Source organism: Nostoc sp. (assembly GCF_036918015.1).
Classification (GTDB): Bacteria; Cyanobacteriota; Cyanobacteriia; order Cyanobacteriales; family Nostocaceae; genus Nostoc.
Window position 1 is genome coordinate 25,662 of sequence record NZ_JBALEO010000076.1, and the last position, 13,318, is coordinate 38,979.

The 13,318-nt window shown below is 40.3% G+C and carries 10 protein-coding genes; 4 read left to right on the forward strand and 6 right to left on the reverse strand.

All coding sequences use genetic code 11. From position 1 onward, the window contains the following. Positions 1 to 116: 116 nt before the first annotated feature. Complete coding sequence (locus V7K61_RS21790) at positions 117 to 821, forward strand: DevA family ABC transporter ATP-binding protein (protein ID WP_335056429.1); 705 nt, start codon at positions 117 to 119, stop codon at positions 819 to 821. A gap of 102 nt (positions 822 to 923) precedes the next feature. Here V7K61_RS21790 and V7K61_RS21795 read toward each other — a convergent pair whose 3' ends face one another. From V7K61_RS21795 to V7K61_RS21815, 6 genes are all read right to left on the reverse strand, one after another. Further along, positions 924 to 1,844, reverse strand: a complete 921-nt coding sequence (locus V7K61_RS21795) for a hypothetical protein (RefSeq protein WP_335056431.1) — start codon at positions 1,842 to 1,844, stop codon at positions 924 to 926. 17 nt (positions 1,845 to 1,861) lie between these two features. Then, on the reverse strand, positions 1,862 to 2,827 hold the full coding sequence (locus V7K61_RS21800; protein ID WP_335056433.1) for a nuclease A inhibitor family protein: 966 nt from the start codon (positions 2,825 to 2,827) through the stop codon (positions 1,862 to 1,864). 31 nt (positions 2,828 to 2,858) lie between these two features. After that, positions 2,859 to 3,812 (reverse strand): nuclease A inhibitor family protein, encoded by a 954-nt coding sequence (locus V7K61_RS21805; RefSeq protein WP_335056435.1) that lies wholly within the window; start codon positions 3,810 to 3,812, stop codon positions 2,859 to 2,861. A gap of 36 nt (positions 3,813 to 3,848) precedes the next feature. Continuing rightward, a complete protein-coding gene (locus V7K61_RS34195) occupies positions 3,849 to 4,010 on the reverse strand; it encodes a nuclease A inhibitor family protein (protein WP_442936347.1) in 162 nt (53 codons plus the stop codon). After that, the gene (locus V7K61_RS21810) at positions 4,007 to 4,627 is read right to left on the reverse strand and encodes a hypothetical protein (RefSeq protein ID WP_335056437.1); all 621 of its coding nucleotides are present in this window, start codon (positions 4,625 to 4,627) and stop codon (positions 4,007 to 4,009) included. Before V7K61_RS21810 ends, V7K61_RS34195 begins: the two co-directional genes overlap by 4 nt. 243 nt (positions 4,628 to 4,870) lie before the next feature. Then, entirely contained in the window at positions 4,871 to 8,998 is a 4,128-nt protein-coding gene (locus V7K61_RS21815) for a hypothetical protein (protein WP_335056439.1), read from the reverse strand. A 677-nt stretch (positions 8,999 to 9,675) separates the two neighbouring features. Between V7K61_RS21815 and V7K61_RS21820 the strand changes: the two genes are divergently transcribed. From V7K61_RS21820 to V7K61_RS21830, 3 genes are all read left to right on the forward strand, one after another. After that, a complete protein-coding gene (locus V7K61_RS21820) occupies positions 9,676 to 10,872 on the forward strand; it encodes an ABC exporter membrane fusion protein (RefSeq protein ID WP_442936348.1) in 1,197 nt (398 codons plus the stop codon). Between the two features lie 136 nt (positions 10,873 to 11,008). After that, on the forward strand, positions 11,009 to 12,181 hold the full coding sequence (devC, locus tag V7K61_RS21825) for an ABC transporter permease DevC (protein ID WP_335056443.1): 1,173 nt from the start codon (positions 11,009 to 11,011) through the stop codon (positions 12,179 to 12,181). Between the two features lie 95 nt (positions 12,182 to 12,276). Further along, positions 12,277 to 12,975 (forward strand): DevA family ABC transporter ATP-binding protein, encoded by a 699-nt coding sequence (locus V7K61_RS21830; RefSeq protein WP_335056445.1) that lies wholly within the window; start codon positions 12,277 to 12,279, stop codon positions 12,973 to 12,975. Positions 12,976 to 13,318: the final 343 nt, after the last annotated feature.

Consider the following 13,318-nt stretch of genomic DNA (forward strand, 5'->3'; position numbering starts at 1 on the left):
CTTCTCCATGAGACGCTGTTCGACAAATTAAGCGAAGTTAGCAATTTTTGCGTAAGTCTTGGTAATCACAAATAATAAATAACAAATGACAATCATCAGGAATAATCAAGCTATTTATGACTAGTCAATCCGTCATCTCTGTTAAAAATCTCGACCACTATTTTGGTCATGGTCAACTTCGTAAGCAAGTTCTCTTTGATATTAACCTGGATATTAACGCTGGCGAAATTATTATCATGACTGGGCCTTCTGGCTCTGGGAAAACTACACTTCTCACCTTATCAGGCGGCTTGCGTTCTGCCCAATCCGGTAGTTTGCAGATATTGGGACAAGAACTTTGTGGTGCTAGTACAGCACAACTTACCCAAGTGCGACGCAATAATGGTTATATTTTCCAAGCGCATAACTTGCACGGTAGTTTAACAGTACTACAGAACGTCAGAATGGGCTTGGAAGTGCATAACAATCTTTCACCGGCAGAAATGAAAACCCGGTCAGCCCAAATGTTAGAGGAGGTAGGATTAGGAAATCGGCTTAATTACTATCCCGATGATTTATCTGGGGGACAAAAACAAAGAGTTGCGATCGCTCGTGCATTGGTTGGTCGTCCTAAAATTGTCTTAGCGGATGAACCTACCGCCGCCCTTGACAGTAAATCGGGACGAGATGTGGTCAACCTCATGCAAAAATTAGCTAAGGAACAAGATTGTACCATTCTTTTGGTTACTCATGACAACCGCATTCTAGATATTGCCGATCGCATCGTTTATATGGAAGATGGCAAGTTAGTAAATGACCGTGCTGTTGTTGCAGCATCTTAAGCAGATTCTTTTTGAGCAATTCTCACAAATCAAATTTGTTAAGTAAACAGATTTTGGAACTGCGAATCAGACTTTTTAGACATTAGGTTTTTGCTACTCTTTCTAAGGATTGTATTCAAATTCGCCTTGCGATCGCACCCCTATCCAATCTCCTGCTGGGGTTTGTCCGACTTCGTAGGTGTAGCCAACATCCCAAAAGCTGATATTGTAGTCAGTACGATTAGCTAAACACTGGTTCATAAACTGGCTGAGTTTACGGCTATTGTCGCTATTATCAGCATACTCAACTGTTCGTTTCTCTAAAAAAACCATAGTTGCTGCTTGTAATGCAAGTTCAATGGCAGTCGTTTTGGTTTTGGCTAATGCACCGACAATTTGATGTTGGTAGGTGTAGTTGTATCCGCCGTGGTAGTAGCCGTAGTTGGTAATTGGGGTAAGATTCCCAAGCAGAATTTGAACTTCAGTTATCAGAGTTTGATTTACTTGGCTTGGTGATTCTTTGTAGACAATTTGTGTTGTGGGTTGATTGCGATCGCGGTAATTATAGCTTACTTGGTCGGGGATAGTGGGGGCAAGGCAAAAATAGTGGCGATCGCTAGTTTCACCAACCACAATCGACATTGAAAAATATGGATGTCCCCACTCAAAGCTTTGATGTGCTGTTTTGGGAAAAGATAAATTATATGCTTGAATATTTTGCAGATGATTTTTAATTAACTGCTGGAGTTGTTGATAGTAACCTTGGCGTTTATTAGCAATACTTTCGTTCCAAGTATTGTCCTTGCGTTTAGAACGCGGCGGGGCGTATTCATAATCAGAGGCTTCCTGATTAGTAGGAGTTCCCCATTCTTCAATTTTTTGCCAATGTTTAAAAGCAAGTTCTATGTCGGTTAGATGAACAAAACCTTCGGAAATCATTAAATTCCAAATATTAAACTCCCCTTGGATTGCATTCTCCCAAATAAACAAATCTGAGCATAGCAGTTCTAGTGTACCAAGGAGTTGTTCTGTTTCGAGTTTCATTTTTGATATTAATAAATCTAGGGATTGTAAACAAATTCACTTTTTAGATATAGTCCAACCCAATCTCCAGGGTTACTTTGACCTATTATGTATATATGTTCCTGAGTGAAAAAGCTGAATCTATACATAATTGTTTCAGAAAATATCTGCTTAAAAAAATTATTAATTTGCTCATATTTTGCAAACATTTCTTCAAGTTTATAACCTTCATAGTAGTCTCCTAAGTCGTTTTTATCAGGAAAAAAGCTATGAAATTGTTTTAGTTCTAGAAGTCCAGCCTTTTGGAAAGCCTGTTCAACTGCTAGTTCTTTAGATACAGCAACACCATAAACAATTTGATGATCGTAGTGATAGTAATAACCACCACCCAAATCACCATCTAAGGAAATTATGCCTAGTTCTGAGGTTATTGCTTCAATTTGTGAAATTAAGTTTAGTGTGCTTTCTCCGAATAATTGACTAGAGGTTAATTGAGATAGAGGAGAACGATAAATTAACTCTTGCGGAATTGTTGTTTCTTTATAAACAGTTGGACAAATACAAATCCAAGTTCCGTCTCCTGTTCTACCAATTATTAACCCTGGTAAAATAACACCTTTGCTACAAGAATAAGGCATCGAGTTAAAAGAGTCTAAATCTTGTAAAAAAGATTCTAAATTTTGTAAATTTATGTGTAAAATTTGTAATAAATATTCAAATTTATTTTTCCTTAGATTTTCCTCTTCAACACCTAAATAAAAGTCATAAAACGATTTAGCATATTCCATTTCTTGCCAACTTCTGATTCGCTTATCTACATCTGTAAGCTGTAGCCAACCATTAGCCAAACAGAGATCGATAATATTAAATTCCCCTTGTTCAGATACGTCCCAAACAAATGGAACAACAGTACCGCCGTCTTCATGACCTGGTAAATCAATAGTTAAGTAAGGCTCAACAATAACTTGTAGAGTTCCAAAAAGGCGTTCTGTTTCAGAGTGCATAATTTATCTTCTTGAGATGTTGTATGTAAAATTAGGGATTGTAATCAAAATCACTTTCTATATAAATTCCAATTATATCTCCAGCATTGGTTTCACCAACGACATATATATATTCACGATTCCAAAAGCTACATCTGATCATTCTTAAATCGGAAAGATTTTGTGTTAAAAACTTATTTATTTTTTGGTATCTGGGATAAAATTCAGCAATTTCAGCCTCGTCCCATATCCAAGATAAAGCTTCTGGGTCAAACTCATGAAATTTAGCAATATCTAGCATTCCTGCTTGATGTAGAGCTAATACTAATGCTTTTTCTTTAGTGTTCGCTATACTTTGAACTAAATAATGATTGAATTTATAATCATAGCCACCACCATAATAACCATAAATACTAATCGGTTGTAATTGATTGATAATTTGCTGAAATTTATCTTTCAATTTAGTAGTACTGCTATCCAAAGATGGCTGCATTATTGTTAAATCAGGGAAATCAGAGTATTTTATTTCTCCTTCTAATCTTGTCTCTCTAGCAACAGTTTGAGAAAAACAAAACCAATTATTATTTTGGTTTTTACCTAACACAACATAAAAAGAATAGTCAGCAGTTTTACTGAATTTAAATACTTCTATAGTCTGGAGTTTCTCTTGGATAGCATCAGCTAATTCTTGATATATATTTGCCCTTTCATCAACTACTTCAGGATTGATAATATCTTCATCTTCATAATCACTCGGATCGTCATCTGGGTTTAAATAACCGCGACGTTCTAATGCGTGCCAATTTTTAACGGCGACATCAATATCTGTTAGAGTTATCCATCTTTGATCGCGTCCAAGATTGAGTAAGCTAAAGTTGCCTTTTTTATTTACATCCCAAACGAAAGGTACTAAAGAAGAATATTGATTACTGTGCAGACGAAACTCAAGGCGTTTTTCAGTCAATACTTCAAGAGTACCTAAGATTTTTTCTGTTTCTAAATGCATAAACTTAGATTTAATTAATTTTACGGTTTAATCAATTTATGTCTGAACAGAGGTTGTATGAACACCAATAAAATCATTTTCTGGTGTTTTACCAATTATATAGATTGAGAATCCACCGCTACGATTACCGAAAGTATAAGTTAAAATATTTTGTAGATTAGTTAACAGGAAAGTGCTAAGAGACAATAACTGTTTCATAATGATGCTTGTAGCAAAGCAGATTGAAATGGTTGTAATAGAATACCAAGAATTTTATCAACATCATTGATATAGTATTCAACTATGTCAATGTATGCTGTTAATCCTTCCAACGTTAAAAATCGCCAGTTGGTTCCACTAGTGACAACTCCATAGATTGTCTTAACTTCTTGTTGAGTATTTTGATTGAATAATTGGGCAGCTATCATAGTGGCAATACATTGTCCTAAACCACCTTTAATATTTTCATTTTTCGCCTCAACAATTGTAAGTACAGGCGCTTTAATGTAAAACTGTTCTTCAGAGCCACAGAGAATGAAATCACAAAATCCATTCAATCCTTGACTACTATCTACATCAAAATCTGTTCCAGAAAACAGTGATATTTGATAATTTAGCTGTCGTCTAACTTCCGTAAGAACTGGCATAATTAGTAATTCGGAACGGGCTTTTTCAGTGTTGATAGCAGTTGCTAGTTGAGTATATTCTTCTAAGAGCGTTGTTAAGGTGGCAGAAGGTTGAATAGCCGACACGTCTTTGAATAGATTGCGCTTTTCATCAATTACAAGTTGAAATGTTTCTCGAACTTTGGCAAGTGTGAAATCACTGTATGCCATCTGCAACATCCTCAATTATTTACAAGTTATATCAATTCTCTAAAATCCAGCAACAAATTCAAACTCTAAAACCCCCACTAAATCTCTGACTTTTCACGGTATCTGGAAAACCTCTCTCTAAATCTCTCTCCTAAAAGGAGAGAGACTTTGAATTTTCCCCCTTCCCTGGTAGGTTAGGGGGTTAGGTTTTTCGTGGCTTTTCCACATAACGTGAAAAGTCAGACTAAATCTGACGGATATTAATTACGAATTAGTATTAACTCTAGCGGCTGCGCGGACAATCCGGTTGCTATCTTGGGCAAGTTGCTGGCGTAAAACGCTTGGAGTTCCAGAATTATCAGCAACGGCGTAGCGTTCCAGCCAGGATGCAGACTGCGCCCCTTGAGTCAGCACTTCATGGGGAGTTAGCGGGTGGAGGAGTGTCACAAACCGCACAAAGGCATTTTCTGAACTCGCGTATTCTGCAAGTATGCTGACTAAATCATCAGTGCTGGGGTTGTAGAGGCGGTTGAGTCCGCGCAAGGTAGGACTAGTCTGGCGGGTGGTGGGTTGTACAACTAAATCGCGGAGGCTTTCGCGGATGGGTGCAGGGGTGTTGAGATTTTGAGCAACTGCGCGGCGGACTTCGACTTTTTCATCATTTGCCAATTGTGTCAGTATTGTTTCAGGTAGCTGAGAATTGCTAGCCGCAGCAGTGCGGACACTGGAGTTTTCGTCACCTGCGAGAAGTTGTAAAACAGTAATTGGTGTATTGGGGTTAGTCGCTACTTTGATTCGCACCTCTACTTGTTCATCTCGCGCCAGTAATTCCAAAACGCTTACAGGTGCGTTGATTGTAGCCGCAACAGCTTCACGCACGGATATTTCCGTATCTTCTGCTAACTGTAACCACAACGCCTCTGTCAAATTGGGATGGCGGACTAAACAAACACGCACTTCTACACAAGGATCTTGGACAAGAATACCCAGCAATTGCGGTGTTATGCTGGGATTGTACGCAAGCGATCGCACTATACTATCATCAGTTGTCGGTGGAATAAACGAGCGAGGATCTGGTGTTGCACCGATAAATTCTCTTCTTGCTAAAATCTCCAATGCTTCTATAGGTGTGCGAGGATTACCAGCTATTGAACGCAACACATCATTATGATCGCCCGGAAATGCACTTTTGAGCATATCCACTGTTGGATTTGGCGTATTTCCTGAATTTTGGGTACTCAGAACAATTTGAGCAAGTGCGCGAGGCGGTGTGTTGGGATTGCGAACAACTTCCAAACGAGTTGTAAAATCTGGGTGATTAGCTAGCACTTCTAAAGTTTCAGGAAATGTATTGGCATTACTGGCAACAGCACGAACTGTAGCTACATAAGAGTCTCTAGCTAACTGTCTTAAAACGGTGGCTGGTGTATTAGGGTGAGATGCGACTCGATAACGCACTGAACTATCGGTATGACTTGCTAACTGTGACAAAGTTTCAGCAGGCATTTGTGAACCTTTGACAGGATGTTTAATAAAATCAGCAAGATTTTTGCTACTCATGCTTTTAACGGCCTGGGTAAGTACAATTCCTGGTGTATTGGGATTGCGTTGATTTACCAGATTTTCTTCTAATCCCAAGCGAGTGAGAATTGTGACTGGAGTATTGGAGTTAGCAGTTAGTTTTGCTTTTACTTCACGGCTAGTATCATTGGCTAACCGCGTCAAAATTTCAACAGATGAATCAGGATGTTCTGCTACTTTGGCTCTGACTTTCTCAGATTCATCTTGCGCCAATATTTCTAATAGTTGAATAGGTGTTGGTATTTTGTTATGAGATGATTTATATGCAAGTACCTGTCGAATTTTTACACTGGAATTTCGTGCAAGTTCGAGTAATCGATTGAGGGGTAAATTTGAGTTTTGCGAGACAGCTTGACGCACAGTTTCATCTGGATCTTTTGCCAGTTGTTCCAATATTTGAATCGGAGTTTTATTGCTACGTGCTGCGGTTAGTTTGGCTTTTTGATCTCCCTTTTCCACAACTTGTGCCAAAGCATAAGAACTATTAGTGCGACGAGCCATTAATTGATGAGCGTTTGCAGTTTCTTGCTCCTCCTCTATAGCTAGCAATAACCGATAACGTTCAAGGGGAGGAAAATTGGGATTTTTCAGTACAGTCTCACGTACACTTGAAATATTATTAATTGTTTTCTCCACAGGCTGTCTGGTAAGTTGCACCAAGATATTAACCGGAGTACCAGGATTTTCAGCTACCCAATTCCGGGTTGCGCTATTGCTGTCCTGGGCTAGTTCTGCCAGTGCCTCGGTGGGTGCATTGGGGTTTCTAGAAACTGCTTGACGACCTACACCAGGACGAGTCATTAACTGAGCTATAATTTCCGGTGGAGTATTTGGATTTCTGGCAATTCCTTCTTGAATGTAATTTGTAGAGAGAAGTTGCTGAAAATACTCCATTCGTTCCGCTTCTGGAATCTGTGGATTATAGACAAGTGCTAAAAACAAGTCGCAGTCACTCTCATGAGAAGTAAGTGGTATTGATGGTCTTCTAAGCTGATTAATTAATTCATTCCGTAAAGAAACTGGAGTGTTTTGATTGCCAACTAATGCCACAGCTATAGAGCGTTTTATTGAGTTGTTCTTAACACCACTGTTAATTAATGCCAAAATACTTATGATATTTGTAACTACTTGTTTTTGTAGTTCATTCGATAGTCTAGAAAGCATTTCTGTCAATTCAGATAAAAATCTATTCATCAATAGAGACAGCTCATTTTTTGTATCCTCATAAGTTAAAGTTCTTGTCATTACCTCCAGAAAATCAGGACTTTCAAACAGTCTCATCAAGTGTTCAACATTAACAACAATATTATTAGGATATAAAGTCTGATGCTTGAGATCAGACATGAATTTGTCAGCAGTGGAATTAAATGAGTTAGCATTAACAGCATACTCAGAGGCTAAAACTCGTCGAATTTCCCGTAAAAGCTTGGTGCGATAAGACTCATTTTGCCCTATCGCCTCTAAAACATACACTGGTGTTTCGGGATTTTTGGCAATTTCGACTTTAATATTGTCCTCCGCATAAAATATCAACTCTGATAAAATCCGTAGTTTTAGTTGTTCATGAGTTTGGTAATTTTGGGCAACAGCAAGCTTGACATGAGAATTAGGATACTGTGCCAATCGTTCTAAAATTTCCACCGAAACTTGCGGATGTTTGGCAACATCAGTCAGAAACATAATCTCATCTTCAACCCATTTTTCAGATATTCCTGGCGTTGATCCGGCTTTTCTTTCTTGTTCTAGTTTTTCCGCCCTTAGTGCTTCTAAATCAATATTTGCTAACTCAGCCAAAAACCTTGTTGGTGTGTTTGGTTGTTTTAATAAAAAATAACGAAGTTCCTTATTTTTCCAAATTGGCTGGTTTGTTACTAATTCGTTGAAAATCCGCTCTAAAATACTAGCTGGTAAATTTTTCCTTCTTTTCACAAGATGCTGTTGAGTTGGAAATAATTCATGCAATATTTCTTCCGTTGCATTCCCATGTTCCGCTACAGCCGCTTGTACCGTTTTGTCTTGATGTTCTGCCAGCACAGCCAACACATCTGCGGGTGTTTCTGGATTCTTCGCTACCGCTAACTGAATTTTATACACCGCATCCCCAGCCAACTGCATCAGCGTCTCTGCTGTCGCTGAGGGATTTTGCGCCACAGCCAACCGCACCCACGCCCAACGACTCTGCCCCAGCATCGCTAATTGTTCGCTATCGGTATTCCAGTCAGATGCAATGGCATACTGTCCTTCCACTAGTTCAATTAATGGTGGTGGACAACTGGGATTAAACTTCACCGCCAACCGCACTGGTAATTCCAAATCACCCGCCAACTGTTCCAACACTGCTGACGGCGTTTCTGGCGACTCTGCTACCTGTAACCTTGGTTCTAAAGTTGGTTCCTGTGACAGTCGTTGTAATAATTGCAACCGATAACGCAACGGCATTTGGGGATTTCGCAATCCTTGAATTAGTGGCTCGGCTGGAACCCACTCGCTGAGAAAGCATGGTGGTACTGAGCCTAACTTGAGCAATTCTACAGCGAGGCGATCGTTTTGCCCTAGCTGACGCTGTTGCAGGATTTCATCAACTGCTTGCTGCCACCCGTCTGTTATTTCTCCTGCAAAATTTACGTGTAAGCTTGCTGCTTCTGCTACCTGCTCATCAGCACTATTAACTAGAATCTCTAAAAGACTACGCGGTGTCTGGTGGAAACTAGCAACGGCTAATTGCAATGCTACTGACTCTTGCAATAACTCCTCTGGCGCTGACAAAAATCTTTGCAAATCTGATCCGCTAACTGGCTGAAGAGGTTGCATGGCTATACAACTAAAGCTAATGGTACATTTATACTATAAAAGGGATACGTCAAAACTATTGTGAAAGTTTTGACGTATCCCTATCTTTATAATTCCCAATAGCAAACCGACTTAATACAGCAATCCTATTTGATTTATGAGAATTGCAAGCTACAGGTGTCCCAATGCGCTTTGGTTAATGTTTCGTTTTAACCTTTGAATGAGATTATAGCGGTTCTTGTCCCTTATGAGGTACAAAAATCCCACCCCGCAAGTGAGGAGGGGAATATGATGTACCTAATACGATTGGTAAACGCTATTATCATCAAAATTTGATATAAATTTCCACCGATCTTAATCACACCAAATATTTTTTGTTATTTACTTAATTTGATTATGATTGTTGGCGCTGTTACAACCCGAAATTTTAAAACCGTTTACTATACCTGAGTACTTTCATAAAACAAAAGTAGTTTGCTAAAAACATAAACCTATAATTTGGTAGAGATATTTGTTGTTATCCTAGCCAGCTAAATCACTTTATCTAAGAAAAATCTCAACAATTTCCAAATTATTTTATGGACTTGGAAGTGATAAATCAAGAATAACTGACTCAAGAAGTAGGAATTAGCAAACAAGTACGGAGAAAAGCCTAATCTGTTCTTTTTTCTGCGCCACTAGTTAAGAGGTAATCTATGGTGCGAAACTCAAAGCTAGGGTACAGAACGTTCCCTAAGTCTATTCTGCGTCCATCCGTTGCTATAGGTATAACTATATCTTTATTGGTTGGCGGAATAAGTTTTTATATAGTAAAACGCTGGCAAAATTATGCAAATCCAGAAGCACAACTGCCAGTAACACAATTACCACAGTTAAAAACGGTAACAGCTTTAGGGCGACTCGAACCACAGGGAAAGGTAATTAAACTCTCGGCTGCGGTGTCTGCGGAAGGAAGTCGGGTAGAAAAGTTGTTAGTGAAGGAAGGGGATAGGGTAAAAGCAGGACAAGCGATCGCAATTTTGAACAGCCGCGATCGCCTCCAAGCAGCTTTAAAAGAGGCGCAAGAACAGGTAAAAGTAGCCCAGGCAAACCTGAACCGCACCAAAGCAGGCGCTAAACGCGGTGAAATTGCCGCCCAAAAAGCTGCGATCGCTCGTCTAGAAGCCGAACGCCAAGGTGATATTAATGCCCAAGCCGCGACAATTGAGCGATTTCAAGCCCAAGTGCGTAACGCCCAAGCAGAAGACGAACGCTATCAGCAACTATATCAACAAGGCGCAATTTCCGCCTCGCAAAAGGATAGCAAGCGTTTAAACTTGGAAACCGCCCAAAAAAGCTTGCAAGAAGCCCAAGCACAGTTAAATCGTACCCAATCAACTAGCCAACAACAAGTTAAACAAGCTACAGCAACACTCGATGAAATCGCTGAAGTGCGCGGAGTGGATGTAGAAGCCGCCCAAGCAGAAATTAATCGTGCTGTAGCAGCGATGAATCTGGCAAAAGTCAATCTTGAACAGGCAGAGGTGCGATCGCCCCAAAATGGACAGGTATTTGAGATCCATGCCTATCCTGGAGAATTAGTATCAAATGATGGCATTGCAGATATTGGACAAACCAGCCAGATGTACGTCATTGCCGAAGTCTACGAAAGCGATATCGGCAAAGTACATTCAGGGCAGCAAGTGCGAATCTTTGGTGATAACCTCCCGATTGAATTGCAGGGAATCGTAGATCGCAAAGGCTTGCAAGTGCGACGACAGAATGTCATTAACACAGATCCCGTCAGCAATATCGACAACAGAGTAGTAGAAGTCCATATCCGACTAGATGAAACTTCTAGCCAAAAAGCCGCCACCTTAACCAATATGCAAGTTAAGGCAGTAATTGAATTGTGAAATTTGTCATTTGTCATTTGTCATTTGTCATTGGTCATTGGGAAGAGGTAGAGGGTAAAAAGGTAATTTTATTATTCTTCCCCCCTGCTCCCCTGCTTCCCCTGCTCCCCTGCTCCCCTGCCCCCAGTAATTAATTATGGGATTGCTCAAACAACTGCGACGGCGAACCCCTCTAGGATGGCTGCAACTAAATCATGAAAAAAGCCGTCTTTTAGTGGCATTATCAGGCATTGCCTTTGCGGATCTTCTGATGTTCATGCAGCTAGGTTTTCAGACTGCGCTATATGACAGTAACACCAGACTACATCGCAGTTTGCAAGCAGACATTGTTTTAACCAGTCCCCAAGCCCGTAATTTACCAAGCTTGTCTACATTTTCTCGTCGGCGACTTTACCAAGCAATGGATATACCAGGGGTGAAGTCAGCAGAACCAATGTATTTCAACAACACAATCTGGAAGAACCCCCAAACGCATCGGGAGACGGGGGTGTTAGTTATCGGTTTTAACCCAGATAAGCCAGCCTTTGATTTACCCGATGTTAACCAGCAATTGCAAGCGATCAAACTACCCGATACCGTGTTGTTTGATCGTGGTGCAAGAGGAGATTATCAAAAAGCGATCGCTCAAATTGACCAAGGCAAAACCCTGACTGCCGAAATTGAAAGGCGCACAATTACCATTAGTGGCTTATTCCAAGTCGGGGCTTCCTTTGGCTTTGATGGCAACCTGATTACCAGCGATCAAAATTTTTTGCGGCTATTTTCTGGGCGACAGTCCAACAGTGTCAGTCTAGGTTTGATTGTTCTGAAACCAGGCTATGAACCGAAAAAAGTAGCCGCAATGCTCAAAGCCTACCTCAAAGATGATGTCAGAGTATTCACCCACGCTGAATTTATTGAATTTGAGAACAATTTCTGGAGAACAAATTCCCCAATTGGGTTTATCTTCAGCCTGGGTGTATCGATGGGGTTTGTGGTGGGCGTGATCATCGTTTATCAAGTCCTCTCCACCGATGTTAATGCCCACGTTCGAGAATACGCCACCTTCAAAGCAATGGGATATCGCAATTACTACCTGCTAGGCGTGGTGCTTGAAGAATCATTGATATTAGCAGCACTGGGCTTCTTCCCCGGATTGGGAGTGTCTTTAGCACTTTACCAACTGACTCGCAGTGCCACAAATTTGCCTATGTACATGACTGCGATTAGAGCATTGCAGGTATTAGTGCTGACTATCATTATGTGTACCATTTCTGGTGCGATCGCTACCCGCAAACTCCAAGCCACCGACCCCGCTGATATGTTTTAAATTTGTCATTCGTCATTCGTCACTTGTACTGAGCGGCTTGCCCTGAGCGCAGTACAAGTGACCAATGACGATCGTCACGAGTAATCGATCTATTTATGACTAGTCAATCCATCATCTCCATCCAGAATCTCGACCACCACTTTGGTCATGGCTCACTCCGCAAGCAAGTTCTATCTAACATCAACTTAGAGATTAATGCTGGTGAAATTATTATCATGACTGGGCCTTCTGGTTCTGGAAAGACTACCTTGCTGACCTTAGTGGGTGGGTTGCGTTCTGCCCAATCTGGTAGTTTGCGAGTGTTGGGACGAGAACTTTATGGTGCGAGTGCTGAACAATTAGTGCAAGCGCGACGCCGTAATGGTTATATTTTCCAAGGATATAACTTGCATGGTAGTTTAACGGCGCTCCAAAACGTCAAAATGGCTTTAGAATTGCACAAACATCTTGGGTTAAAAAAAATGCGAGCTAGGTCAGCCCAAATGTTAGAGCAAGTAGGATTAGGAAATCATTTGGATTATTACCCTGATAAACTGTCTGGAGGACAAAAACAAAGAGTAGCGATCGCTCGTGCTTTAGTCAGTCATCCTCAAATAATCCTTGCGGATGAACCCACCGCCGCCCTTGACAGTCAATCGGGACGAGATGTAGTCAATCTCATGCAAAAACTAGCAAAAGAACAAGGCTGTACCATCTTGATGGTTACTCATGACAACCGTATCCTAGATATTGCCGATCGCATCGTTCAAATGGAAGATGGCAAACTCAAGTCAAAAGTAATACTATCAGCCTAAAGCTAATTAGCGTATTCCCTGATTCAGAGTTGATTTATAAGGTAAATCTGAAGTGCGGCGTGGCAGACTCACATTTTTCCCTTAATATCATAGTTTTTTGGCGACTAAACCGCTATTCTCAGTAAATTTTAAAATATTTTTGAATGGTATGTATATAGTTTAATTTATCTTCACTGACTTACTTACCTAGTTTAAGTAATTTCCCCATACCGATTTCAACCTAACAATGTGATATTAGTGTCCAGTTGAAAAAGTGTCCAGTTGATTCCAAGATTTCCTTCAAGTATTATTTATGTAATCACAGTTAAATTTTATGCTCATTGCCAATGTCATACACCTTGGT